The organism is Sphingomicrobium nitratireducens, from assembly GCF_026157035.1.
In the GTDB taxonomy this organism is placed as follows: Bacteria; Pseudomonadota; Alphaproteobacteria; order Sphingomonadales; family Sphingomonadaceae; genus Sphingomicrobium; species Sphingomicrobium nitratireducens.
In genome coordinates this window covers 546,332-570,566 of the sequence record NZ_JANJZA010000001.1, presented here as the reverse complement: position 1 = coordinate 570,566, position 24,235 = coordinate 546,332, and the positions used below count along the sequence as shown (strand labels likewise).

The window sequence follows — 24,235 nt, the reverse complement described above, 5'->3', positions numbered from 1 at the left end:
ACCAAGCGGTGAAGAAGGAAAACGGCCGCCAGCCGCTCGCGCAGGCATCGAACGAGGACGCAGACGCCCGCCCCGCCTTGTTCGTGCCCGTCGGCGAGAACCCGGTGCACCTGTTCGGCCAGCACGCCGCGACCCGTGCCTATCGTCTCGCCGCGGCGGCGGGAATGGACCCGGGACGAGCCGACCGCCTGTCGGACGAGGGAGGCCGCTCGGTCGTCCTCGCGGACATGGACTTCGTGTGGGACCCGGCCTGGCTTCCGATCCTGCTCGAACAGCGGGGGCGCGTCCTCGTCGCCAACGAGCGCATCGTGCTCGCCCACTGCACAAGGCCGGCGGAGCGCGAAGCGGTGATGACGGCGATGGCGCAGGATCGTCTCGTCCCCGATCTCGGCATGGACATCCTGACGCCGGCCGATCATCCGCGCCGGTTCGTGATGCCGCTCGAGGAGGAAGAGCGCATCGCGGCGGGCAAGGCCGCGTTCGTGGCCGGGTGCGATCCCGTTACCGACGTGGTCACCAACTTGCTGCGCGCCGGTCCCGCCTTCCACCTCGCGCGCTGGAGCGCGATTGCCGGAATCGGCCCGGCCGGCATGACGCTGATCGGACTGGCGCTCGCCGCGCTGGCCGCCTTGTTCTTCTGGGAAGGGTGGTTCGGCGCGGGCCTGCTGTTCGGCGTCCTCTCCGGGATCGCCGCCACCGCGGGACGCGGGCTGGTGCGGGTCATCGGTCGCCCCGCTCCTTGGCGTGCATTACACGGCATGCTGTCCGGGCTTCTCGTCCCGGCCCTGTGGTGGATCGGGTGGGCACACGGGCTCGCCGACGGGACCTTCGAACCCGTCTATCTCTCGGGGCTGGTACTCGTGACGGCGGGCGGGCAGGTCGCCGACTCTGCTGCGCGCTTGTGGTTCCGCACCCGCTTCGGCTTCCCGCTCAGGCGCTGGCGCCCGATAGACGGCACAGTCCGCCTGGTCGCGGCCGGGCGCAACGTCGGGCTCCTCATTCTCGCTGCCGGCTGGCTGGTCGGCCTGCCCGCGCACGCATTCGAATCGCTCGCGCTCTGGACGCTGGTCTCGCTGATCGTTACCGCCGTGCGCCTGACGCAAGCGGAGGGACGGTCCCTGCGCGGGCAGAAGCTGGAGAGCTGGATTCGTTGACCGAGTGGACTGCCATCCTGCTGGCGGGCGCACGGCCCGGCCATGACCCGTTCGCCGCGGCGCACGGCACCGATCTGAAGCCGCTGATCCCGGTCGCGGGCACGCCGATGGTGGCGCGGGTCGCAACCGCATTGCTCGAAGCGGACGGGTTCGGCCAGATTCGCGTCCTCACCCAACAGCCGGAGCGGATCGGCGAAGCGCTGCCCGCCGAAGCGCGCCTCAAGCTCGGCCTGTCGGACGAGACGATCGCGGCGACCATCGACCGCGTACTCAAGGACCCGGAAACCCGTTTCCCCGTACTCGTGACGACCGCCGACCACGCGCTGCTGACGCCCGCCATGCTCGGCGACTTCATGGCCAAGGCAGCGGGCGCCGACGTCGCCATCGGTCTTGTCGAGCGCGCCAACCTCCTCCAGCGACTGCCCGGCTCGCAGCGCACCTGGCTCAAATTCCGCGGCGGCGCCTATTCGGGCGCCAACTTGTTCGCCTTCTCCAGTCCCAAGGCAGCAGAAGCGGTCGCGCTGTGGCGCTCGGTCGAGCAGGACCGCAAGAAGGGCTGGAAGATGATCGGCGCGCTCGGCCCCGCCATCCTGATGGGTGCGGTGCTGCGCCTCAAGACGCTCCAGCAGACGCTCGATACGGTCGGAAAGCGCCTCGGCCTCACTGTGCGCGCGGTCGAAATGGACGATCCCCTGGCCGCGGTCGATGTCGACAAGCCTGCCGACCACAACCTCGTCTCCGCCATCCTGGAAGGAAAAGCATGACCGATCTTGCGATCTACGACATGGACAAGACGGTTACGCGGCGGCCGACCTACACGCCGTTCCTGATCCACTGCGCGATGCGGCGCAACCCGCTGAGGCTGGTCTTCTTCCCGCTAGTGATCCTCTCGATGCTCGCCTACGTCGCGAAGCTGATCGACCGGGGAACGCTCAAGGAGATCAACCACCGCCTGCTGCTCGGCCACCGCCGCAGCCAGGCCGAGCTGAAACCCTTGGTCGACAGTTTCGCCGAAAAGACGATCGCCCACAATATCCGCCCTGGCGCCCGAGCCGCGATCGCGCGCGACAAGGCCGAGGGGCGCATGGTCGTCATGGCGACCGCGAGCTACCGCTTCTACGCCCAGGAAATCGGCGCGCGGATGGGCTTCGACCATGTCATCGGCACCAACACCATCTTGGGGCTGGACGAGGAAGTGCATGCCAAGATCGACGGCCAGAATTGCTACGGTCCCGCCAAGATGGCGATGATCCTCGACTGGGAAAGCCAATCGGAAATCGTGCGCGGACACGTCCGCTTCTACTCGGACCACGTCACCGACCGACCGGTCTTCGAATGGTCGGACGAGCCGGTCGCGGTGAACCCGCACGGCAAGCTCGAGGAACTCGCCAAGGAGCAGGGCTGGCGCATCGAGGATTGGGGCTAGTCGCAAGCCGCCGAGCGTAGCGTAGATTTCGCCAGCGAAATCCTAGCAGCGCGGAGAGACGGCGCAGCGCGGACGGCCTGCGGCGAAGCCGACAGGTCCGACGGGGTCAGGCCGCCCTGACCCCCTTCAGCGCCTAGATCGCGTCCAGCGCGTTCGAGAAATCCGCGATCAAATCGTCGGGCTTCTCGATCCCGATCGACACGCGCACCAGATTGTCCTGGATGTCGAGCGCCTGGCGCCGTTCCTCGGGCACCGACAAATGCGTCATCGCCGCGGGCGCGGAGGCGAGCGTCTCCGTGCCGCCGAGGCTGACCGCGAGTTTCGCGAGCTTCAGCGCATCGAGGAAGCGGAACGCCTCCGCTTCGCCGCCCTTCACGAACAGCGAGAAGGTCGAACCCGCACCGGTGCAGTGGCGATCGTAGATATCCTTCTGCCGGCTGCCTTCCTCGAGATGGCCGAGATAGCCGAGCCGCTCGACCTTGGGATGGTCCTTGAGGAAGTCGCACACCGCGCGCGCGCTTTCCGCGGCCCGCGTCATGCGCAATTCGAGCGTCTCGAGGCTTCGCAGCAGCATCCACGCGGTATTGGCGTCGCAGATTCCGCCCAGCGTGTTGCGCATCGGAATGATCTTGTCGATCAGCGTCTTCTTGCCCGTGATCCCGCCCGCGATGAGATCGCTGTGACCGCCGACATATTTGGTCAGGCTGTAGACGCTGAGGTCCGCGCCCTGGTCCTGCGGCTTGGCGAAGATCGGGCCGAGGAAGGTGTTGTCGATCGCGATCGGCGCGTCGGGCAGCTTGGCCTGCCGCGCGGCGTGCACCGCCTCGACGTCGACCAAGGCGTTGGTCGGGTTGCCCGGGCTCTCGAGATAGATCAGCGAAACCTTGCCGCCCTTTTCCTCGGCCATGGCCTTGGCCTCGTCCATCTTCGCCTCGATCTCCTCCCGCGTCGCCGAGGCGGGGAAATCGACATAGGAAATGCCGAACTGCGGCAGGATCTTCATGATGATGCTCTCGGTCGCCGCGTAGAGCGGGCCGCTCATCAGGATCACATCGCCCGGGCGCGCCATCGAGAGGAGCAGCACCGAAATCGCGGTCATCCCGCTCGAGAAGACCAGCGCGTCCTCGGCGCCTTCCCAAAGTGCGAGGCGGTCCTCGAGGATTTCCTGGTTGGGATTGTTGAAGCGCGAATAGACGAGCCCGCCCGCGCCGCCCGGGCGCTTGCCGGTGATGCCCTCGAAGAAATGCTTCCCGTCGGCGGCCTTCTGGAAGACGAAGGTCGAGGTGTGGAAGATCGGCGGCTTCAATGCGCCCTCGGACAGATGCGGGTCGAACCCGTAGCCCATCATCAGCGTGGCGGGGTCGATCTGGTGGTTGCCGATCTTGGTGTCGTTGCTCACGGGAAAACTCCTCGGGGAAAGTGTCGGGCGCGGCTTAGCGCGTCTTAGGGGCAAGGCCAATCATGCTGATCTGGCGGCCATAGGTGGGCGCGTTCTCGTGGGTCGCGCGGCGATAGGAATAGAAGCGGTCGGGTAGCGCATAGGTATCGAGCCCCGCGGCCCACACCTGGCGCACGCCCGCCGCCGCGACGCGCGCCGCGACATAGGCTTCAAGGTCGAAATGCGGCTTGTCGGCGGGTCCTTCGAGGAAGAAGCGCGCATTGTCCGGGTCCTCGGCGAGGAACGGGTCGGGAAAGGCGTAGTCGACCTCGTAGCTCGCTCGCCCGATGCACGGGCCGACCGCAGCCGTGATCTGTTCGATCTTCGCGCCGAGCTTCAGCATGGCGGCGATCGCGGCATCGGTGACCCCGCCGATGGCCCCGCGCCAGCCGGCATGCGCCGCGCCCACGACGCCTGCCTCGGTGTCGGCGAGCAGCACCGGCGCGCAGTCGGCGGTGACGATGCCCAGCAGGAGGCCGGGCCGGTCGGTGACCAGCGCGTCGGCATGCGGGCGCTCTTCGATCGGCCACGGTTCGGTCGCGACGACGCAGGTTGCGCTGTGCACCTGATGGACCGAGGCGAGCGGCGCCCCTGCGATCAGCGCGTCGGCGGCGAGGCGGCGATTGGCGCGCACCATCTCGGGATCGTCTTTGGCCCCGAACCCGCAATTGAGCCCCGCGACCGCGCCCGCCGACAGGCCGCCCGTATGGCCGAAAAAGCCGTGTGGGACGCCGAGCGTGGGCGCGGTGACGATGTCGAGGTTCATGCCGGAAAGCCCGCTGGTGCGGGCCAGCCGGGCGCGTGGACGGCCATCACCTTGAACAGGGTTCCCATCTGCGCCTCGTCGCACAGGCGGCGGCGGTCGGCGGCGATCGCCTCGGTGCGATCCGGGTTGGCCGCCGCCAGCGCCATCGCGCGCGCGCCGATGCCGAGATTTTCGAGCCAGCTGCCCTGCGCGATCATGCGGGTGAGCGACGCGCCCTCGCCTGCAGCCGCCTTCGCCAGCGCGCCGAAATCGACATGGGTGGTGAGGTCGTTCTCGCCCGGGTCGGCGAGCGGGTCGGCATGATCGTGCGCGCGCATCGCCTGGAGCGTGTCCGCGCCGCCTTCCCAGAATCCGTAATCGATGACGAGCGCGACGCCGCCATTGGCGACGAGATGCCGCGCGAGCGAAGCCATCGTCGCCTCGCGTTCGGGACTTTCCTCGCGGTCGACATGCGAGGTGGTATAGGTGAATCGGCCGGCCTCGACCTGCACCTTGCGCTCGCCTTCGGGGCCGAATTGGCGGGTCGGCAGCGCGTCGAAAAATTCGTTGGCGACGCACAGGAGAGGGCGCGTGGGCAAGTCCTCGATAGACACGTGATGCACCGCGCCCGGCACCGCTTTGGCCTGCATCTCGCGGAGCACCGGGCTGGTCTCGACAAGGTGTTTCCCGCCCTCGAACCGTGCCTTGGCCAGCAGGCGCAGCGCGTCTGACGCGAGCGTCCCTCGACCCGGGCCGAGCTCGGCATAGACCGCCTCAACCGGCGCCCCGGCGCGCAGCCACGCATCGGCCAGCGCCGCGCCAACCAGTTCGCCGAACATCTGGCTGATTTCGGGCGCGGTGGTGAAATCGCCCTCCTGCCCGAGCGGATCGCGCGTGCCGTAATAATGCTGGTTGCAGGCGGTCATCCAGCGGTCGATGCCGACCGGCCCGTCGCGCTCGATTTCGGCCTTCAGCGTGTCCTGAAGGCTCATGCCACGCTTTGCGTGCCGACCGTAGGCTCCACCCGCACGCGACGGCCCTTGGCGGTCGCCATCAGGTAGAGGCCGCCCAGGATCATCGGCAGGCTCAGCCACTGGCCCATGTGCAGCCCCGTCGCCATCGCGAAGTCGGATAGGTGCGCGTCGGCCTCGCGGATATATTCAAGCCCGAAGCGGAACGCTCCGTAGAAGAAGATGAACGCACCGACGAGCTTGCCCGGCTGGTAGCGCGCGTCGGTTCGCCAGAACATGAAGGCGAGGATCAGGAACAGGAGGATGCCCTCGAGCCCCGCCTCGTAAAGCTGGCTCGGGTGACGCGGCGGCCCGAGCATCCACTGCCCGTTGAGATATTCGGGGAACCGGATCGCCCAGGGCACGTCGGTCGGCGCGCCCCACAATTCCGCGTTCACGAAATTGGCAAGCCGCCCGAAGAACAGGCCGAAGGGCACGGTGCAGGCGACATAGTCGTGGACGCGCAGCCAGTTGAGCCCCTGCGAGCGGGCGAACAAGATGATCGCGAGTGTGGTGCCGAGTACCCCGCCGTGGAAACTCATGCCCCCGTCGCGCAGGTTGAGGATCTGGAGCGGGTGATCGAGGTAGTAAGCGAGGTTGTAGAACAGCACGTAGCCGACGCGCCCGCCAAGGATGATGCCGAAGGTCGCCCACAGGATGAAGTCGTCGGCGTGGCGCCGCGCCATCGGTGCGCCCGGCTGCTTGAGCAGCTTGAGCAGGTACCAGTAGCCGACGACGATCCCGGCCAGGTAAGCGAGGCTGTACCAGCGCAGCTCGTAGAAGCCGAAATCGATGGCGACCGGATCCAGACCGAGGTCCGGAAAGGCGATGCCTTCATCATTTTGAATACGGTCGTTCGTCATGGCTTCCCTCTTGTTCCCCTGCCTCATAGGGTGGACATCCCCAAAGGCAAAGGAGTGTTGGATGCCGAGTGCGCTCGATCAGCAATATGAAGCGGTATTGGAGAAGCTGACCGGGCCGGACGGAATGCTCCAGCTGGCCGAGACGCCGGACGGCAAGAAATACGTCTCCAACTTCCCGCCGACTCTGCCCATGCTGTTCGACGCCTTCGCGATGATGAACGCCGACAAGGTCGCGGTCATTTCGGGCGAGGAGCGGCTGACCTTCGCCGAACTGAACGCGCTGTCGACGCGGCTCGCCAAGGCGTTGGTGGCGCGCGGCACCAAGAAAGGCGACCGCATCGGCATCGCGATGCGCAACTGCACCGCGTGGATCGTCGCCTACCAGGCAATCCTCAAGGCAGGCGGGGTCGCGACGCTCATCAACGGCTGGTGGCGCGAGGAGGAATTGCGTCACGCACTCGAACTCACTTGTCCCGCGATGGTGATCGCCGCCAAGCCTCATACGCAGATGGTCGCGGGCCTCGATCTGGGTATCGCGGTGGTCGACGTCGACATTTCGAAGCCTGCCGTAGAGGCTTTCTCCTCGCTGCTCACCGGCGGGCACGATGCGATCGCGCTGCCGACCGTCGCACCTGATGACGATGCGACGATCCTATTTACCTCGGGGTCGACCGGCGATGCTAAGGGCGCGCTCTCGACCCACATGCAGGTCTGCCAGGCCGCCTATATCTACACCGTCTCGCTGATGGTGCTGAAGGGCGTGCTCGAGAGCCAGGGGCGCTACAAGGACCTGCCGCTGCGTGCGCTGGTCTCGGTCCCCTTGTTCCACGTCACCGGCGAAGTCCCCGTCATGCTCACCAGCTACGTCATCGGACGCGCGCTGGTGCTGATGCCCAAGTGGGACGCCGAGCATGCGCTCCAGCTGATCCAGGACGAGGGCGTCACCCATTTTACCGGGGTTCCGACCATGGCGATGGAGGTGATGAACCATCCAAAGCGCGACGACTACGACCTCTCCTCGATGGGCTATATCAATTCGGGCGGCGCGCCGCGCCCGGCCGCGCACGTGCTGCGCCAGGCCGACGAGATGCCCGAGGCGCAGTCGATCCAGGGCTATGGCCTGACCGAGACCAATGCGGTCGGCTGCGGCATCTTCTTCGAGAATTATCTCGACAAGCCGACGTCGACCGGCCGCGAGCAGGTGCCGTTCGTGGAGATCGCTATCCTCGGGGAGGACGGCGCCCACCTTCCCAAGGGCGAGACCGGCGAGGTCGCGATCCGTTCGGTCGCGACCATCAAAGGCTACTGGGACAACCCGCAAGCCACTGCGGCCGCCTATACCGAGGACGGCTATTTCCGCACCGGCGACATCGGCTATCTCGACGAGGACGAATATCTGTTCATCGTGGATCGCAAGAAGGACATCATCCTGCGCGGGGGCGAGAATATCGCCGCTGCCGAGGTCGAGGCCGCGCTCTACGCCTGCGAAAAGGTCGACGAGGTCTGCGTGTTCGGCGCGCCCGACGAGCGCCTGGGCGAAGTCCCGGTCGCGGTCGTCCATTCCGCAGAAGGCATCTCGGAAGACGATCTGCGCGACTTCCTCAGGACCAAGCTTGCCGCCTTCAAGGTGCCCGAGCGCTTCATCTTCGCCGACGGGCCGCTACCGCGCCTCGGCACCGGCAAGATCGACCGCGTCGCGTTGAAGGCGGCCCATGCCGGCTAGGCCATGGCGCGGCTGACCCGCCGCGACCTGCTCGTCGGAGGCGGCGCCGGCGTCGGGCTGGTCGTCGCCTACGCGCTATGGCCGCGCGGCGCCCCGCCGCCCCGCTTCGGCAGTCTGTCCGGCGGCGGTGCGAGCTACGGTCATTACCTGCGCATCGCCGAGGACGGGCAGGTCACGATCGCCGTCCCGCAGGTCGAGACCGGCCAGGGTATCTGGACCGCGCTCGCCGCGCTGGTCGCAGGCGCGCTCGGCGCTGATCCGGCGTTGGTCGGGGTGGAGCCGCTTCCCGTCGGCGCGGGCGGAGCGTCCAATCCGCTCCTCGCCGATGTCGCAGGCGTCGACGAGTTCCGCGCCACCGCTGCGGCCACCTCGGTGCGCGCTTTCGAGGAAGCAATGCGCCTGTCGGGCGCGACCGCACGCGCGATGCTTCTCGCCGAGGCCGCCGACCGGATGGGCGTCGAACCCGAAGAATGCAGTCTCGACAAGGGTTGGGTGTCGGCGGGCCCCAAACGCGTCTCGATCGGCGATCTCGCCGCTGCCGCCGCCGACCGCTCTGTCCCGAACGTCGAGCTCGTCGACGCCCCCGCCTTGCCGCTCGCGCGCCTCGACGGCCCGGCCAAGGTGCGCGGAAGCTGGCGGCTGGCAGGCGACGTGCGCTTGCCCGGGCTGCTCTATGCCTCGGCGCGCCTCGCGCCTCGCGGAGGCTCCATCCTCGGTCTCGACCGCGCCGCTGCGCGCGCGCGTCCCGGCCTCATCGAACTGGTCGAGCGCGAGGACTGGATCGCGGCGGTCGCCGACACATGGTGGGCGGCGGACCAGGCGATGCAGGCCGCCGACATCCGCTATCGCGCGGCGGGGCCCGACGGCGCGTCCATCGAACTCTCGCTTACGGACCGGCTCGGCACCAGCGGCGACACGCTGGTCGAAGAAGGCGATGCAGCGGGCGTCCTCGCCGATGCAGACCGCGTACTGCGCCACGACTTCCTCTTCGCCGCGACCCCGCATCATGGGCTCGAACCGCTCACCGCCACCGCGCGCCCGACCAGCGAGGGCGGGATCGAAGTGTGGGCCCCCAGCCAGGCCCCCGAAGCGGTTCGCGACGCGGTGCGGCGCGTCACCGGCCTGCCCGGCGAGAAGGTCGCCGTCTTCCCGATGCCCGTCGGCGCCGACGACGGACGCGCGCTCGAGGCCGATGCCGCCCCCATCGCCGCAATCCTCGCCATCCAGCTGGGGCGCCCGGTCCAGCTGACCCTTCCCCACGACCATGCCGCCTTGTTCGATCCGCTCCGCCCGCCGCTCGCGATGCGTATCGCCGCCGTGCCCGGCGAGGGCCGCATTGCCGCCTGGCACGCGCGCTATGCGAGCGCGCTGGGTACGACCGCCGCGCTGCGTCGCGTCGCGGGAAAATCGGGCGGCGGCCTCGACACGGACGGCGCGGTCCCGCCCTACGGCATCGCCGATATCGCAGTCGAAGCGCACGAGGTCGACCTGCCCATCCGCACCGGCTACCTGCGCGGCGGCACCGGTGCGCTCACCCGCTTTGCCGGCGAGGTCATGGTCGATGTGGTCGCGCGCGCGATCGGCGCCGAACCGCTCGGCTTCCGCATCGGCATGCTCGGCCACGACCCCGCGCTTGTCGCCAGCCTGCGCCGCGTCGGCGAACTTTCAGGCTGGGACGGCGGCGGCATCGGCAGCCGCATGGGGATCGCCGCCGCGCGCATCGACGGCAGCGCGATCGCCCTCGTCGCCGAAGCCGCCCGCGCGCCCGACGGCGGCGTCGAAGTGCACAAATTGACGGCCGTGTTCGACTGCGGCCGGGCAGCGCACACAGCACTTGCCGCGCAACAGGTCGAAGGCGGACTGCTTTCCGCGCTCGACCATGCCACCGCCCCTGCGCCAGACTGGCGCGCCGGCTTGGCGCATCCCGGTCGTCGCTCCGCCACCCCGACGAAGCTCCCGGCCGTCACCGTCGAGCGTATCGCCAGCAGCGCGCCTCCGGGCGGGGTCTCGCAGCTCGGAGCCTCGGTGCTCGCGGCCGCGATCGCCAATGCGCTCGCAGCGGGCGGGAGCGAACCCGTCACCCGCCTGCCCTTCACTGCCACCATCTAGGAACGCCCCATGCCCGAAGCCTATATCGTCGCCGCCCGCCGCACTGCCGGGGCCCGCCGCAAGGGCGCGCTGCGCGAATGGCATCCCAACGACCTCGGCGCCGCCATTCTCGACGCGCTGGTCGACGACACGGGCATCGACCCGGCTGCGATCGAGGACGTGGTCATGGGCTGCGTCAGCCAGGTCGGCGAACAGAGCTTCCACATCGGGCGCAGCTGCGTGCTCGCCTCCTCGCTTCCCGACAGCGTCCCTGCGGTCAGCATCGACCGTCAGTGCGGCAGCTCGCAGCAGGCGCTCCATTTCGCCGCGCAGGGCGTGATGAGCGGGACGCAGGACGTCGTCATCGCCGCGGGCGTCGAGAGCATGACCCGAGTGCCGATGGGCAGCCCGACCATGCTCGCGCTGCAGGCGGGCGTCGGCACAGGGCCGTGGAGCCCGGCCCTCCTCGAACGCTACGGCGTCACCCAATTCAGCCAGTTCACCGGCGCCGACATGATCGCCGAGAAATACCAGTTCTCGCGCGAGGAACTCGACGCCTTCGCGCTCGAAAGCCATCGCCGCGCCGCTGCCGCGACCGAGGCCGGTGCGTTCGACCGGGAAATCCTCGCGCTCGACGGCCTCGACCGTGAGGGCAGGACGATCCGTCATGACACGGACGAGGGCATCCGCTTCGATGCCTCGATGGAAGGGCTCGCCGCGCTCGATGCTGTCACGCCGGGCGGCAAGATCACCGCGGGCAATGCCAGCCAAGTTTGCGACGGGGCGAGCGGGGTGATGGTAGTCTCCGAAGCGGCACTCAAGCGCTTCGACCTGACCCCGATGGCGCGGATCGTCAGCCTTGCGGTGACTGCGGGCGACCCGGTGATGATGCTGTGGGAGCCGATCCCGGCGACCGAGCGCGTGCTGACACGCGCCGGCCTCACCCACGAGGACATCGGCCTCTACGAAGTCAACGAGGCCTTCGCCCCGGTCCCCCTCGCCTGGCTGCGCGAGACAGGCGCCGACCCCGACAAGCTCAACGTCAATGGCGGCGCGATCGCGCTCGGCCACCCGTTGGGCGCGAGCGGTACCAAGCTGATGGCGACCCTCGTCCATGCCTTGAAGGCGCGCGGGCAGCGCTACGGGCTGCAGACGATGTGCGAGGGCGGCGGCATTGCCAACGCCACCATCGTCGAGGCGCTCTAGGACCAAGTCCCGTCCTTGCCAGCCGGCGAAAAGCGTGGAAATGGCGGCAAGGATGGAGCGCCCAGACGATCATCCGCAATTTCCCGCGCCGAGGGTCGGCGTGCTTGTCGCCAATCTCGGCACGCCCGACGCGCCGACGCCGGGCGCGGTCAAACGCTACCTCAAACAATTCCTGTCCGATCGCCGCGTGGTCGAGATCCCTCCCATCGCCTGGCAACCGATCCTACGCGGCATCATCCTCAACACACGCCCGAGGAAGAGCGCGGCGGCCTATCGCGAAGTGTGGACGAAGGACGGCTCCCCGCTTGCCGCGATCACCCGCCGCCAGGCCGAAGCGCTGCAGCAGGCGCTGGGCGATGCCGCGATGGTCGAATGGGGCATGCGCTACGGCAATCCGTCGATCGATAGCGCGCTCGAACGCCTGTGGGACAAGGGCGCGCGCCGCATCGTCTTCATGCCGCTCTACCCGCAATACAGCGCCGCCACGACCGCGAGCAGCCACGATGCATTGTTCGCGGCGGTCGCGAAGCGTCGCTGGCAGCCCGCCATCCGCACCCTGCCCGCCTATCACGACGACCCGCTCTACATCGACGCGCTCGCGGACGACCTCACCCGCCAGCTTTCCGCGCTCGATTTCGAGCCCGAGCTGCTGCTGCTCTCCTATCACGGCATGCCCGAGCGCACGCTTCAACTCGGCGATCCCTATCACTGCCATTGCCGCAAGACTTCGCGGCTGTTGTCGAACCGGCTCGACATTCGCGTCGAGACGAGCTTTCAGTCGCGTTTCGGCCGCGCCAAGTGGCTCGAGCCTGCCACCGACACGATGCTGAAACAGTTGGCCTCTAGCGGGACGACCAAATTGGCGATCGCAGCCCCCGGATTTGCGGCCGACTGCCTCGAGACGATCGAGGAGCTGGGCATTCGCGGGCGCGAAGATTTCCTCGCCTCGGGCGGAACTCATTTCGCCCGGCTCGATTGCCTCAATGACGGCGCGGCGGGTATCAGGATGCTCGAAGCGCTCACGCGACGCGAACTGGCCGGCTGGATCGACTGACCCGCCGGCCCCAACAGGGGATGACGAACATGGCACGGGTAGCAGTGGTGACGGGTGGCACGCGCGGGATCGGCGAAGCAATCGCGGCGCGCCTCAAGGACAAGGGGATGAAGGTCGCGGCGACCTATGCCGGCAATGAGCAGAAGGCTGCCGAATTCACCGAACGCACCGGAATTCCCGCCTACAAGTTCGACGTCGCCGACTTCCAGGCGTGCCAGGAAGCCGTCAGGCAGATCGAGAACGACCTCGGCCCGGTCGACGTCCTCGTCAACAATGCCGGCATCACCCGCGACGCGACCATGAAGCGCCAGAGCCACGACCAGTGGCAGGAAGTCATCGACACCAACCTTGGCGGCTGTTTCAACATGGCCAAGTGCGTGTTCGAAGGCATGGCCGAGCGCGGCTACGGGCGCATCGTCAACATCGGCTCGATCAACGGGCAGGCCGGCCAGTACGGCCAGGTCAACTATGCTGCCGCCAAGTCGGGCATCCACGGCTTCACCAAGGCGCTGGCGCAGGAAGGGGCGCGCAGCGGCGTCACGGTCAACGCCATCGCGCCCGGCTATATCGACACCGACATGGTCGCCGCGGTCCCCGACAACGTGCTCGAGAAGATCGTCGCGCGCATTCCCGTCGGACGCCTCGGCAAGGCCGACGAGATCGCGCGCGGGGTCGAATTCCTGACCAGCGAGAATGCGGGCTTCATCACCGGCTCGACCCTGTCGATCAACGGCGGGCAGCACATGTACTGATCCGATGGACGACGTTCCCCTTCCCGCCTCGCCGCTCAAGCGCTCGGTGACGATCGCGGGGCACGAGACCTCGATCAGCCTCGAACCCGTCTTCTGGGAAGCGCTCTCGCAGGCTGCAAAGGCACGCCGCCTGCCCTTGAACGCGCTGATCGCGGAAATCGACCTGTGGCGCTTTTCCGGCGGGGCGAGCGCGCGCACCAACCTCGCCTCGGCAATCCGCCAGTGGATCTATGCCGACAGCATGGCTCTGATCGACGAGACGAATGCCGCGCCCTTGTTGGGGGCGTAGCGCAGGAACAGGTCGGGCTCGACCAGTTCCAGCTCCATGATGCGCGGGACCTCGCCGTCCTCGACGATGTCGACGCGCGCGTAGGCGGTTTCGGCAGGCGCGGCCGCGAGCGCGGCCTCGGCGAGTGCCACCATCGAGGCCGACGGTTCGACCTGCTCTTCGCTGCCGCCGAATTCCGGCTGGACGCGATAGTCCCCGGGCTTGGCTCGCTTGGTCGCGGCATGGCTGTAGCGCCCGCCGAAATAGACTAGCGAGGTCTCGCCCTTGTCGAGGATTGCGGGAAGGAACGGCTGAACGAGCAGGCGCCGCTCGCGCAATTCGTCGGGAAGCACCGCGCCGGGCGCGAGCCGGTAAGTGCCCGCGGCCGAGGCCGACACCATCGGCTTCACCACGAGTTCAATATCGCCATATTCGCTCCGCGCGCGCTCGAGCAGCGCGGCGCCTTCTCCGCCATGGCCGACGATGCCCGGCACTGTCGCGACGCCCTTCGCGTCTAGTTCGCCCAGATAGGCCTTGTCGCTGTTCCAGCGCAGCACCTCGACCGGGTTGGCGACCGGCACCTTGCGGAAGGCGATCCGGTCGAGAAGGTCGAACCAGCGCCCCGGATCGAGGTGATAGCCCCAAGCGATCAGCGGCAGCACGCCCTCGACGCTTCGCAGCACCGCGTCGTCGCACTGCGACCAGACGGTCGGCACGGCCTCGATCCCGCCCTCGCCCAGCATTTCGACCATCCGGCCGAGCTCGTGGAACTGCGGGTCCCACGACGCGGGCGTGAGGAGCGCGACCTTCATCGAAACGTCGTTCAGCGGCCGAGCAGGATACGCGCCTGGTTGGCGATCTGGGCGAGCATTGCCGAGGTCGCACCGCCATGGTTGCGTGCCCGGTCGACCAGCTTCCTGAACTGCTCGATCCGCGCGCCGTTGCGGTCGACCCAGCGCGCCACGTTGGCGTCGGGTTCGTCACCACGCTGGCGCGACAGGAAGTCGATCCGCAACTGTTCGAAGTCACGCGCGAGACCCGCGACGAGCAGGCGCTCCCAGTGATCGGTCGGCACGTAGCGGACCAGCTGGTGCTGCGCCCAGTCGAGACCGAGCGTCTCGCCAAGCGCCGTATAGGCCTTGGTCAGCGGCAGCGGGTCGATATGCTTGCGCGCGGCCAGCGCCGCCAGCCCGAAGATGCCGTCGAGCTGGTAGAGACGCACGAGGTGCTCGACCAGCGCCTCGTCGGCGCCCAGCCCGATCAGCGCGACGCGGCGCGCCTCGGCCTCGGCCCGCACTTCGGAGCGGATGACCTTGGACGCGGCCTTGTTGATCGCCTTGAAGCCGGGTTCGAGCATCTCGACCAGCTTGGTGATGCTGGTTTCCGAGCCCGCCGAGCGAAGGATGTCCGACAGGTGGACGCGGATCGACTTGGCCGCGGTCGCGAACAGTTCGATGCGCGCCTGCTCGTCGATCTGCGCTTCCTCGATCCGCTTCCACAGCGTCTTGAGGTCGAGCAAACGCTCCGCGACGAGGAAGGCCGCGACGACCTGGCCCAGTGCGGCGCCTTCCTCCTCGGTCATGTCGAGCGCGACCGACGGGCCGAGCCGGTTGACGAGACGGTTGGCGACCTTGGTCGCGATGATCTCGTTCTCGAGCCGGTGATGCGCCACTGCGTCCTTGTGCTTGGCGATCATCGGCTTGGGGAAGGCCGCGAACAGTTCGGCTTCCATCAACGGATCGTCGGCCAGCCCGATATGCTCCGCGGCATCCTGCAGCGCGATCTTCGACATCGACAGTACGACCGCGAGTTCGGGCCGCGTCAGGCCGCGATTTTCCTGGGCGCGGCGAAGCAGCGCGTCGGACGAGGCCAGCCCTTCGACCTTGCGGTCGAGACGACCGGAGGCCTCTAGCATCTCGATCGTCCGCACGAAGCCCGGCAGGCCCGCCGCCCCGCGCGCCTCGGCGATCGACAGCGCCAGCGCCTGGAGGCGATTGTCCTCGAGCACGATCGCGGCCACGTCGTCGGTCATCTTGGACAGCAGCGTGTTGCGCGCGTCCAGCTTGAGCCTGCCCTCGCGCATCTCGCGGTTGAGCGGAATCTTGATGTTGACCTCGTTGTCCGAGCAGTCGACGCCCGCACTATTGTCGATGAAGTCCGTATTGATGCGACCGCCGGCCATCGCGAACTCGATGCGGCCGGCCTGGGTGATGCCGAGGTTGGCGCCCTCGCCGATCACTTTCGCGTTGAGCTCGACCGCGTCGACCCGTAGCGCGTCGTTGGCGGGGTCGCCGACATCGGAATGGGTCTGCCCGCTCGACTTCACGTAGGTGCCGATGCCGCCGAACCAGATGAGGTCGACCGGCGCCTTGAGAATCATGCTGATCAGCGTGCGCGGCCCGACCGTCTCTTCCTCGATGCCGAGCGCCGCGCGCGCTTCGGGGGAGAGCTTGATTTCCTTCTGGTCCCTCGGGACGATCATTCCGCCCTTGGAGAGGAGCTTGGCGTTATAGTCCTCCCAGCTCGAACGGGGCAGGTCGAACAGGCGCTGGCGCTCCTTCCAGCTCTTCGCGGGATCGGGATCGGGATCGATGAAGATGTGGCGGTGATCGAACGCCGCGACCAGCCTGATCGCCTTCGACAGGAGCATGCCGTTGCCGAACACGTCGCCCGACATGTCGCCGCAGCCGATCACGCTGACCGGATCGGTCTGCACGTCGATCCCCATTTCGAGGAAGTGGCGCTGGACCGAGACCCATGCGCCGCGCGCGGTGATCCCCATCGCCTTGTGGTCGTAGCCGTTCGACCCGCCGCTGGCGAAGGCGTCCCCGAGCCAGAAGTTGCGCTCGAGCGCGATCGCGTTGGCGACATCGGAAAAGCTCGCCGTGCCCTTGTCGGCGGCGACCACGAAATAGGGGTCCTCGCCGTCGTGGACGACAACACTCTCGGGGTGGACGACCTTGTCGTCGAGAATGTTGTCGGTGATCGAAAGGAGCGAGCGGATGAAGATGCGGTAGGCCTCGGTGCCTTCCGCCAGCCAGCCGTCGCGGTCGACCGCCGGGTTGGGCAATTGCTTGGCGTAGAAGCCGCCCTTTGCACCAGTCGGGACGATCACCGCATTCTTGACCAGCTGCGCTTTGACGAGGCCGAGGATCTCGGTGCGGAAATCGTCGCGCCGGTCCGACCAGCGCAATCCGCCGCGGGCGATCGGCCCGCCGCGCAGGTGGATACCCTCGATGCGCGGGCTGTAGACCCAGATCTCGCGCCACGGCACCGGCGCCGGCAGCCCCGGGATGTTCTTGCTGTCGATCTTGAACGCCAGCGCTTCCTCGGCGGCGGGCGAAAAGGCGTTGGTGCGCAGCGTCGAGGCGACCACGCTACGCATCAGGCGGAAGATGCGGTCGTCGTCGATCGCACGCACCTTGGCGAGCGCGGCATCGAACCGCTTGAAGGCCTCCGCCGTGGCGGCGTCGCGGCCGTTCTTCGCCGCCGGATCGTGCGCAGCGGTGAAGGCGTCGATCAGCGCGCGGGTCGCCTCGGGCGAGCGCGCGAGCGCCTCGACCACGGTGGCGAGACCGAAGGCGACGCCGGTCTGGCGCAGGTAGCGGAACCAGGCGCGCAGCCACACGACCGCGCGCGGTTCGAGCCCGGCGAACAGGACGAGTTTGTTGAACTCGTCGCTTTCTTCCTGGCCGCCCATCACTTCGGCGATGGCGCTTTCGACCATGGCCGCGCGCGCGAAGATCGCGTCGACGTCGGTGCCGACCGGCAGTTCGAGGTGGAAATTGTGGATGTAGCCGAGCGCCCCGTCGGCCAGCGAGGTCGGGATTTCTTCGAGCACCCGGAACCCGAACTCCTCGAGCACGGGGACCGCATCGGACAGCGGGATCAACCCGCCGCGGCGATAGGTCTTGAGGTGCAGCTGGTGCGAATCATCGAGATCCGAACGATAGAGCCGCGCATCGCGCGCGTCGGAATCGGCAGGCAGCGAGGAAATGCGCAGGATATCGCTCGCCCCTTCGGACGGCTCGGTGCGGGTGCGATAGCCCTCGGGCATCGCGGCCAGATAGGTCAGCGCGAGCCGCGTCGCGCGCCCGGGCCCGACCGCCTCGATGAGGTCCGCCTCGACCGCTGGCGCCCAGCCGCGCACCATCTCGACGAGCGCGGCGTCGAGCGCTTCGACGTCGGGCAGCGGCTCATTGGGGTCGGTCGCCATGATGAAGCGCAGCAGCGCCAGTTCGCCGTCGCCCAGTTCGACCGCCCAGCTCGTGATGGGCGAGCCGACCTCGTCCTCGAGCATCATCTGGATCGCCTTGCGGCGCGAGGTCGACAGCTCGTCGCGCGGCAACCACACGAAGGCATAAAGATGCCGCCGGATCGCGCCCTCGAGGATCATCAGCGTCGGGCGCGGCCGGTCGGCGAGCGACATGGCGGTCAGCGCGGCCTGGCGCACTTCATGCGGGTCGAAGCTGATGACGAGATCGTGCGGCAGGGTCGAGATGGCGTGGACCAGCGCCTTGGCGCCATGGCTCGACGGCGCGAAGCCCAGCTCCTTGTCGAGCGCCGAAAGGTGCTGGCGCAGGATCGGCACCTCGTCGGCAGGCGCGCGCAGCGCCGCCGACGTCCACAGGCCGCAATGGATCGACACGCTACCGTCGTCGTTGGCGACGAGGATCACGTCGAGCGGCACGCGGCGATGCACCGGCGAGATGCGGTCGGCCTTCATGATGAGGAAGGGTCGGTCCTTGCCGACTTCCTCGATCGCGGCCCGCGTGACGGTTTCGTCCCACAGTTTCAGTCCGCCGCGCAGGATGCCCAGACCGGACGAAAACTTGCCCTTGGCATCGAGGTCGGCATGACCGAGCAGCGTGAAGTTGTTGTCGCCGAGCCAGCGCAGCAGCGCGGCCGCTTCGGGCGCGCGGTTGGCGATGGCGTCGGCGTCGTCCCCGAGCTTGGCGACCATCTTCTTCCAGTCGGAAACCGCGGCACGCACATCAGCAAGAACGTCGCGCAGTTCGACCGACAGGTCGTGGCGCCCGCGCGCGTCGGCGCGGTCTAGCTCGATGTAGATCAGCGATTCGGGATGGTCGCCCGCATAGTCGAGCAGCTTTCCGTCCTTGTCGCGCGTCGCGGGCAGGATCGGGTGGAGCAGGCGATAGACCGACAGGCCCTTGGCCGCGATCGCGCCGGCGATGCTGTCCACGAGGAACGGCATGTCGTCGTTGACGATGGCCAGGCGCATGCGGCGATGACCCGCCTCGCCGCCCATCGATTCCAGCGCGAGCGCCAGTTCGCCGGGCCTGCGCTTGGCAGCGACGTCGGTGACGAAACGCGCGGCCTCGTCGAGGCCGGCCTTGTCGAGGCCTTCCAATTCTCCAGGTAGTGCGCCCTTGCGCAATGCATTGCGGAGAGTGTCGGCGAGCGCCTCGTCGACGAGCGTTGCAGCAGAAGCCATGCGAACTCGCTTGTCCCTTTTGTCCCGTGACCGGTCGGGCGCGGGCTATAGACCCGCTGTCACAGGGCCTCAAGCGCGAGTTTGGGAAAAGTGGACCCTAGCGGGCGGCCTTGATCAGCGCGCGGTCGAGCAGCTTGTCGTCGACGACGCGCGCGATCACCTCGTGGCGCCCGTCGGGCGTGCGGCGGGTGACGACCAGGGCGAACTCGTCGTTGGTACTGATCTCGGACAGGTCGATCGCCGGGACGCCGCGCAATTTCTCGCGGGCCAGCGCGGCCTTGTCGATCGTCGGTGCTGCACCGCGGCGCGCCTTGCGCTCTTCGGCGACGAGCCCCTTGAGGCCGCCGTCGCTTTCCTCGACGAACTTCGTGAAGCCGCCGAAATCGACGTCGCTGCGATGCGCGTAGCTGAGCGCCGCGGCGAATTCGGTCAGGCGGGTCTTGTCGTAGTCGATGCCGAAGACGAGCTTGACCACCGGGGTCATCGGCGCGCGTTCCTGCGCCTTCACGCCGGCATCGGACAGGATTTCCTCGTAGTCCTCGGGCCGGCGCTTGGCCGCGACCGAGAAATCGTAGGCCATTGCCAGCGCCTTGTAGAGCGCGGCGCGGCTGCGCCCGTCGGCCTGCTTGCAGACCTCGGCGCTTTCGCGTGCGGCACACAGCCAGTCGGCGAGGCCGTCGTCCTCCGACGGGCCTTCTGCCTCGAGCAGGGCGTCCTCGTCGTCCATGTCGAGCCCGCCCACGGTGATCGCGTCGGCCAGCGCCGCGACCGCCACCGGATCGGCCTCGGCCGCCGCTTCGGCGAGCGGGCCGTCTTCCCATTGCGGGTGCGACCCTGCCGCGACGAAACCGGGCGAGGGCACGGCCTCGACCGGATCCTCAAGCGGCGGCAACGCGGCCTTGATCGGGGTATCGGCGGCAACCTCGTCGCCGCGATCCTTCCAGTTGATTACGCCATAGATGAAGTCGATCGTCTCGCCGTCGGAGCTGAACGGCATCATGATGCCGCGGTAGCAGATCTCGTGGTTGCGCTGGTTGACGAACTCGGCCTCGAAGCCGACCGGCGCGCGGTTGGCGATGATCTGCATGTAATGGTCGGTCAGGCGGGACAATAGCGAGCGCGGCGGCACGTCACCGATCCGCTTGATGTCAGATTCGAGCCCGCATTCCTCGCGGATCGCCTCGCCGATATAGGGGGTCGCCGGATTGTCGATGCCGGCGGTGAAGTCGAGCAGCACGCTATGCGGGCCGAAATCGCGGATATCGCCCGGCTCGAGGTCCTCGATCGAGGGATAGTCGCGCCCTTCGAGCAGCGAGCACCAGTAATTGTAGGCGCGCACGTGCATGCGGCGTTCGTCGGTGCCGATCGCGTCGGCGACGTCGGCGCCCGGTGCGACCTCGTCCGCGACGTCCGCGTCATAGCCCTGGCTCTCGGAATAGCTGTCCATGCGAATCCCGCCCGTTAAATCTCCAAATCGAACGGAAAATGCCCGAAAGCGTTAAAGAAACCGTTAAGCATGATGGGCCGCACGCAGCCGCTTGTGCCGGACGGCAGAGCCTGTTAGATGCGCCGCGCTTCGTCGGGCGATGCGCCCGATCCGGATGCCGCTTTAGCTCAGTTGGTAGAGCACCTCATTCGTAATGAGGGGGTCACAGGTTCGAGTCCTGTAAGCGGCACCATTCTTCCCATCCCGTCAGACGAAAACGGCCGCCGCGACGGGATGCGGCGACCGTTTCCTGCGTCCCCCGTCCGGCACCGCCGGGGGCATGGCGGTGTCCGAAGGGTACGAGGGACCTACTCGGTGACGAACGTGATAGTGCGCAGCTGCCCGCCGCCGATCGCGAGGCCCGCATACTTGGACAGCTTGTCCTGCATGCGCGCAAATTGCAGCTGCCGCTTGGCATCGGCCGTGGCGTCGCTGCGGCACTGGTCGAACCCGCCTTCGCGCACGCTCTGGTGGTCGGCGCTCGAGCAGACGATTTCGATCGCGTTGGCAACCCGGCCCTTGAGCGCGGAGAAGTCGCTCGCCTCGGTGAGGTCGAGATCGGCATAGCTCACCTCGACGATCGGGGCGGACTCGCCCTCGACGATGACGGGATCGGCCTGCATGGCCATCGCGTTGCCGGAAATCAGGAGGCTGGCACCGGCCAGCATGGTCAGGGTCTTTTTCATCGCTCTTCCTTCCCTTCGAAAAGGTTCGTTTTTCCGCGACCAACCCTGATCCCAACCTAGCGAGACGGGGCGCGAAAGCACGTCCGCTTCGACGGCGCTCAGGGGCGCGAAAAGCCGAACGGGGGAAAGCGACGACGAAGCGCGTTCGCACATCGACGAAACGGCGAGGGCGGCCTCAGCGACCCTCGTTCGCCGCGACCATCGCGGCTGCCGCATCGGCACGCGCCTCGAGCGTTTCGTGCCGGTCCCACACTGCGAAGAGCGCGTCGTACCACGGTTTAGACTCGCCCCCTGCCAGCCCTACCGCGACCGGATAAGGGACGTAATCGTCGCCCGGCACGTCCCGCGCCGCCATCGCCGAGGCGGTGAAGAGGAGGTGGTGCCAGAAACGCTCGTTGGCGAGACCGTGACGGGCCAGCGCCGCCTCCGCAGCGGCCTCGAACCGGTCGCCCAGCGGCGCGCGGTGCGAACTTTCGTGAAACACCATCTCAAGCGGGCGGGCGCGCATGTCGGGATCGAGCGCGGCGATCACTATCCGCCGCTGCGAGGTATAGGCGCCCGCCCGCGTCGCGTAGGGCACGAGGTCGACGCGGATCGGAAGCTCGCCCCACTCGCTGCCGAGACTGTCGGCGAGGATGGCAGCCATGCGGTCGCCGCGGCGATCGAGCGCGCCCTCGAGGTCGTTCTTCATTGCCAGCGCCTCGGCCTCGTGCCGCGGCCAGAAATGCGTCCGGTAGACGGGCATGAACGCCTCGAGTGCCTCACGAAGCGCGGGATCGAGTTGCGATCGGTCGAGCGAGGCGGCCAGCCCGATCCCGTACAATTCCTTCGAGAATAGGGGATGCATATCGAAAGTGGGCGCATAGGCGGCGGCAAGTGGCGCGAAGGCCTGCGCGATGTCGGGACGCTCGAGCAGCGCACGGTCGACGTCGTCGATCCTCGCGCGGCTTCGCAGCTTGAGCCCCGACGCGTTGCGCGCCGCATTCCAGGCAAAGCTGTGCAGGGAGAACCAGGGGTCGACATGGACGTCGTAACGCGCGGTGCCGACCGGCGCCGCGACCGATGGCGATGAGGCACCTGCGCGCTTTGGGGAACAGCCGGTCGTCATCAGTGTGATCGCCGCCGCGGCGACTGCCGCCCATGTGCTTGCACGCATCGCGCCCTCCCCTTCGTGGAGAGGCACGCTATCGGCACGTTCGCGAAACGAAAACCCCTAGCCGCGCGCCGGCAGTACCTGGCCGGCGCATTTGCCGAACCCGATCGGGACCGCGCCGTCCGCCTCGCAGCGCGCCACCAGCGTCACCTCGTCGCCGTCCTCGAGGAAGGTGCGCGTCTCGCCGTTGGGCAACGCGATCGGCTGCTTGCCCGCCTTCGAGAGTTCGAGCAGCGAGCCGAACCCGTCCTCGTCCGCCATCGACAGCGTGCCCGTGCCCAGGAGATCGCCCGGCTGGAGGTTGCAGCCGTTTGAGGCGTGGTGGGTCACCACCTGCTGCGCAGACCAGTACATGGCGGCGTCGGCCTCGCCCTTGCTGAGGCGATAGGGCGCCTCGCCCGCCTCGCGCATCTTCGCGGTCGTCAGCAGCACTTCGAGCCGGACGCCCAGCGCGCACTTCTCCTCGCCGCCGGTGAGGTAGGGCAGCGGGGCGGGATCGCCGTCGGGGCGCGGCTTCATCGGCTTCATGAAGGGCGCAAGTGCCTGCGGCGTGATCACCCACGGGCTCACCGTCGAGAGGAAATTCTTGGCGAGGAACGGCCCCAAGGGCTGGTATTCCCAGCCCTGAAGGTCGCGCGCGGACCAGTCGTTGAGCAGCCCGTAGCCCGCGATATGCTGTCCCGCTTCCTCGATCGGGATCGGTTCGCCGAGCGCGTTGCCCTCGCCGATCCAGATCGCCATCTCGAGCTCGTAGTCGAGCCGCGCCGAGGGCCTGCGCACCGGCACCTCGGCGTCGGGCGCCTTGACCTGCCCCGACGGGCGCACCAGCGGATGGCCCGACACGCGGATCGAGCTGGCACGGCCGTGATAGCCGATCGGCACGTACTTGTAGTTGGGCAGCAGCGGATTGTCGGGACGGAACACCTTGCCGACGTTGGTCGCGTGATGGATGCCGACGTAGAAATCGGTGTAGTCGCCGACATGGGTCGGCAGTTGCATCTCGGTCGCGTCCATCGCCACGAGATGCGGTTCGACTTCGGCGCGGTGGGCTTCGTCCGACAGCAGGACCGACAGGCGCGCGCGCAGGTCCGCCATCGCGTCGGCACCGAGCGCGAAGAGCGCGTTGAGCACGCGGCTGCGCAGCGCTTCGGCGACATCCTCGTCCTCGATCAGCCCGCGTTCCGCGATGGCCCTCAAATCGAGGATCTTCTCGCCGATCGCGGTCCCGATCCGCGCCCCCTTGCCGGCCGTCGAAAAGACGCCCAGCGGCAGGTTCTGGATCGGCCATTCCGGGTGGCCGTCGGCGCTCTCGACCCAGCTCTTGAGATCGGGATCGTGGGTCGCGTCGAGGGTCATGCCGGGCTCCGTCGGTTCTTGGAAGGATGGGCGCGAGGTGGCGGCTTGCCACGCGCTTGTCAATTCGGGCGGGCGCGACGCGTCAGTCGTCGATCGCGGGCGGTGTCGGGGACGGTTCCTCGACATCGATCCGGTCGGGGATGTCGACCTCCATCGTCGGAGTCCCGATGCCGAGTTCCTCGCGGAACATGAAGACGAGCAGGAGGATCGCGACGATCAGGAGGACGACGGCGATGATCCCGCCGCCGCCGACGGAATCCTCGAATGGATCGTCGGTCACGTCGTTCGGATCGTGTCCGATCGGGTCGTCGATCACCATGGCCTTCTTTCCTTGCCTGAATCTCGAACGGGCTCGTGCTTTGTCAGGTTCCA

General features: G+C 67.8%; 20 protein-coding genes and 1 tRNA gene. 10 read left to right on the top strand and 11 right to left on the bottom strand.

The annotated features are described in order from the left end of the window. Window positions 1-8: 8 nt before the first annotated feature. From NNY25_RS02825 to NNY25_RS02815, 3 genes are read left to right on the top strand one after another with little or no spacing between them, the layout of a single operon-like run. On the top strand, window positions 9-1,154 hold the full coding sequence (locus NNY25_RS02825) for a hypothetical protein (RefSeq protein ID WP_265569837.1): 1,146 nt from the start codon (window positions 9-11) through the stop codon (window positions 1,152-1,154). Then, a complete protein-coding gene (locus NNY25_RS02820) occupies window positions 1,151-1,918 on the top strand; it encodes an NTP transferase domain-containing protein (RefSeq protein WP_265569836.1) in 768 nt (255 codons plus the stop codon). Before NNY25_RS02825 ends, NNY25_RS02820 begins: the two co-directional genes overlap by 4 nt. Continuing rightward, the gene (locus tag NNY25_RS02815) at window positions 1,915-2,580 is read left to right on the top strand and encodes an HAD family hydrolase (RefSeq protein ID WP_265569835.1); all 666 of its coding nucleotides are present in this window, start codon (window positions 1,915-1,917) and stop codon (window positions 2,578-2,580) included. The genes NNY25_RS02820 and NNY25_RS02815 overlap by 4 nt, the downstream gene beginning before the upstream one ends. Window positions 2,581-2,713: 133 nt before the next feature. Here the strand turns inward: NNY25_RS02815 and NNY25_RS02810 are convergent, their stop codons facing one another. The 4 genes from NNY25_RS02810 to lgt are packed head-to-tail and all read right to left on the bottom strand — an operon-like array spanning window position 2,714 to window position 6,636. Next, window positions 2,714-3,979 (bottom strand): cystathionine gamma-synthase family protein, encoded by a 1,266-nt coding sequence (locus NNY25_RS02810; protein ID WP_265569834.1) that lies wholly within the window; start codon window positions 3,977-3,979, stop codon window positions 2,714-2,716. 34 nt (window positions 3,980-4,013) lie between these two features. Continuing rightward, a complete protein-coding gene (gene pgeF / locus NNY25_RS02805; RefSeq protein WP_265569833.1) occupies window positions 4,014-4,784 on the bottom strand; it encodes a peptidoglycan editing factor PgeF in 771 nt (256 codons plus the stop codon). Beyond that, a complete protein-coding gene (locus NNY25_RS02800) occupies window positions 4,781-5,755 on the bottom strand; it encodes a class I SAM-dependent methyltransferase (protein ID WP_265569832.1) in 975 nt (324 codons plus the stop codon). The genes pgeF and NNY25_RS02800 overlap by 4 nt, the downstream gene beginning before the upstream one ends. Then, window positions 5,752-6,636 (bottom strand): prolipoprotein diacylglyceryl transferase, encoded by an 885-nt coding sequence (lgt, locus tag NNY25_RS02795; protein ID WP_265569831.1) that lies wholly within the window; start codon window positions 6,634-6,636, stop codon window positions 5,752-5,754. Before lgt ends, NNY25_RS02800 begins: the two co-directional genes overlap by 4 nt. 61 nt (window positions 6,637-6,697) lie before the next feature. On the opposite strand from lgt, the gene NNY25_RS02790 reads away from it, so the two are divergent. The 6 genes from NNY25_RS02790 to NNY25_RS02765 are packed head-to-tail and all read left to right on the top strand — an operon-like array spanning window position 6,698 to window position 13,748. Beyond that, window positions 6,698-8,359 carry a class I adenylate-forming enzyme family protein gene (locus NNY25_RS02790; protein ID WP_265569830.1) on the top strand — a complete coding sequence of 554 codons (1,662 nt, stop codon included), beginning with the start codon at window positions 6,698-6,700 and terminating at the stop codon, window positions 8,357-8,359. Between the two features lie 3 nt (window positions 8,360-8,362). Further along, the gene (locus tag NNY25_RS02785; RefSeq protein WP_265569829.1) at window positions 8,363-10,468 is read left to right on the top strand and encodes a molybdopterin cofactor-binding domain-containing protein; all 2,106 of its coding nucleotides are present in this window, start codon (window positions 8,363-8,365) and stop codon (window positions 10,466-10,468) included. 9 nt (window positions 10,469-10,477) lie between these two features. Beyond that, window positions 10,478-11,653 (top strand): acetyl-CoA C-acetyltransferase, encoded by a 1,176-nt coding sequence (locus NNY25_RS02780; protein WP_265569828.1) that lies wholly within the window; start codon window positions 10,478-10,480, stop codon window positions 11,651-11,653. Between the two features lie 52 nt (window positions 11,654-11,705). After that, complete coding sequence (gene hemH / locus NNY25_RS02775) at window positions 11,706-12,707, top strand: ferrochelatase (protein WP_265569827.1); 1,002 nt, start codon at window positions 11,706-11,708, stop codon at window positions 12,705-12,707. 29 nt (window positions 12,708-12,736) lie between these two features. After that, window positions 12,737-13,459, top strand: coding sequence for an acetoacetyl-CoA reductase (phbB, locus tag NNY25_RS02770; RefSeq protein ID WP_265569826.1), 723 nt, complete (start codon window positions 12,737-12,739; stop codon window positions 13,457-13,459). A 4-nt stretch (window positions 13,460-13,463) separates the two neighbouring features. Further along, window positions 13,464-13,748: a ribbon-helix-helix domain-containing protein gene (locus tag NNY25_RS02765; RefSeq protein WP_265569825.1), complete on the top strand. Its 285-nt coding sequence runs from the start codon at window positions 13,464-13,466 to the stop codon at window positions 13,746-13,748. On the opposite strand, the gene NNY25_RS02760 is transcribed toward NNY25_RS02765, so the two are convergent. From NNY25_RS02760 to NNY25_RS02750, 3 genes are all read right to left on the bottom strand, one after another. Continuing rightward, on the bottom strand, window positions 13,688-14,539 hold the full coding sequence (locus NNY25_RS02760) for an ATP-grasp domain-containing protein (protein ID WP_265569824.1): 852 nt from the start codon (window positions 14,537-14,539) through the stop codon (window positions 13,688-13,690). The two genes, NNY25_RS02765 and NNY25_RS02760, sit on opposite strands and share 61 nt — an antisense overlap. A gap of 11 nt (window positions 14,540-14,550) precedes the next feature. Further along, complete coding sequence (locus tag NNY25_RS02755) at window positions 14,551-19,182, bottom strand: NAD-glutamate dehydrogenase (RefSeq protein WP_265569823.1); 4,632 nt, start codon at window positions 19,180-19,182, stop codon at window positions 14,551-14,553. A 97-nt stretch (window positions 19,183-19,279) separates the two neighbouring features. Further along, on the bottom strand, window positions 19,280-20,629 hold the full coding sequence (locus NNY25_RS02750) for a PAS domain-containing protein (protein ID WP_265569822.1): 1,350 nt from the start codon (window positions 20,627-20,629) through the stop codon (window positions 19,280-19,282). 156 nt (window positions 20,630-20,785) lie between these two features. On the opposite strand from NNY25_RS02750, the gene NNY25_RS02745 reads away from it, so the two are divergent. Further along, window positions 20,786-20,861: transfer RNA gene (locus NNY25_RS02745), tRNA-Thr, on the top strand. Window positions 20,862-20,976: 115 nt separating this feature from the next. Here the strand turns inward: NNY25_RS02745 and NNY25_RS02740 are convergent. The 4 genes from NNY25_RS02740 to NNY25_RS02725 form a co-directional block, all read right to left on the bottom strand. Beyond that, on the bottom strand, window positions 20,977-21,354 hold the full coding sequence (locus NNY25_RS02740; protein WP_265569821.1) for a UrcA family protein: 378 nt from the start codon (window positions 21,352-21,354) through the stop codon (window positions 20,977-20,979). Window positions 21,355-21,529: 175 nt separating this feature from the next. Beyond that, the gene (locus NNY25_RS02735) at window positions 21,530-22,510 is read right to left on the bottom strand and encodes a hypothetical protein (protein WP_265569820.1); all 981 of its coding nucleotides are present in this window, start codon (window positions 22,508-22,510) and stop codon (window positions 21,530-21,532) included. Between the two features lie 57 nt (window positions 22,511-22,567). Then, on the bottom strand, window positions 22,568-23,863 hold the full coding sequence (gene fahA / locus NNY25_RS02730) for a fumarylacetoacetase (RefSeq protein WP_265569819.1): 1,296 nt from the start codon (window positions 23,861-23,863) through the stop codon (window positions 22,568-22,570). An 82-nt stretch (window positions 23,864-23,945) separates the two neighbouring features. After that, window positions 23,946-24,182 carry a hypothetical protein gene (locus tag NNY25_RS02725; protein ID WP_265569818.1) on the bottom strand — a complete coding sequence of 79 codons (237 nt, stop codon included), beginning with the start codon at window positions 24,180-24,182 and terminating at the stop codon, window positions 23,946-23,948. Between the last annotated feature and the right edge of the window lie 53 nt (window positions 24,183-24,235).

Excerpts from the sequence above, each read along its gene's own strand:
- hemH (WP_265569827.1), top strand. The coding sequence starts at position 11,706 with ATGGAGCGCCCAGACGATCATCCGCAATTTCCCGCGCCGAGGGTCGGC.
- NNY25_RS02765 (WP_265569825.1), top strand. The coding sequence starts at position 13,464 with ATGGACGACGTTCCCCTTCCCGCCTCGCCGCTCAAGCGCTCGGTGACG.
- NNY25_RS02750 (WP_265569822.1), bottom strand. The coding sequence starts at position 20,629 with ATGGACAGCTATTCCGAGAGCCAGGGCTATGACGCGGACGTCGCGGAC.
- NNY25_RS02815 (WP_265569835.1), top strand. The coding sequence starts at position 1,915 with ATGACCGATCTTGCGATCTACGACATGGACAAGACGGTTACGCGGCGG.
- phbB (WP_265569826.1), top strand. The coding sequence starts at position 12,737 with ATGGCACGGGTAGCAGTGGTGACGGGTGGCACGCGCGGGATCGGCGAA.
- NNY25_RS02725 (WP_265569818.1), bottom strand. The coding sequence starts at position 24,182 with ATGGTGATCGACGACCCGATCGGACACGATCCGAACGACGTGACCGAC.
- lgt (WP_265569831.1), bottom strand. The coding sequence starts at position 6,636 with ATGACGAACGACCGTATTCAAAATGATGAAGGCATCGCCTTTCCGGAC.
- NNY25_RS02800 (WP_265569832.1), bottom strand. The coding sequence starts at position 5,755 with ATGAGCCTTCAGGACACGCTGAAGGCCGAAATCGAGCGCGACGGGCCG.
- pgeF (WP_265569833.1), bottom strand. The coding sequence starts at position 4,784 with ATGAACCTCGACATCGTCACCGCGCCCACGCTCGGCGTCCCACACGGC.
- NNY25_RS02735 (WP_265569820.1), bottom strand. The coding sequence starts at position 22,510 with ATGCGTGCAAGCACATGGGCGGCAGTCGCCGCGGCGGCGATCACACTG.
- fahA (WP_265569819.1), bottom strand. The coding sequence starts at position 23,863 with ATGACCCTCGACGCGACCCACGATCCCGATCTCAAGAGCTGGGTCGAG.
- NNY25_RS02760 (WP_265569824.1), bottom strand. The coding sequence starts at position 14,539 with ATGAAGGTCGCGCTCCTCACGCCCGCGTCGTGGGACCCGCAGTTCCAC.
- NNY25_RS02785 (WP_265569829.1), top strand. The coding sequence starts at position 8,363 with ATGGCGCGGCTGACCCGCCGCGACCTGCTCGTCGGAGGCGGCGCCGGC.
- NNY25_RS02755 (WP_265569823.1), bottom strand. The coding sequence starts at position 19,182 with ATGGCTTCTGCTGCAACGCTCGTCGACGAGGCGCTCGCCGACACTCTC.
- NNY25_RS02740 (WP_265569821.1), bottom strand. The coding sequence starts at position 21,354 with ATGAAAAAGACCCTGACCATGCTGGCCGGTGCCAGCCTCCTGATTTCC.
- NNY25_RS02780 (WP_265569828.1), top strand. The coding sequence starts at position 10,478 with ATGCCCGAAGCCTATATCGTCGCCGCCCGCCGCACTGCCGGGGCCCGC.
- NNY25_RS02790 (WP_265569830.1), top strand. The coding sequence starts at position 6,698 with ATGCCGAGTGCGCTCGATCAGCAATATGAAGCGGTATTGGAGAAGCTG.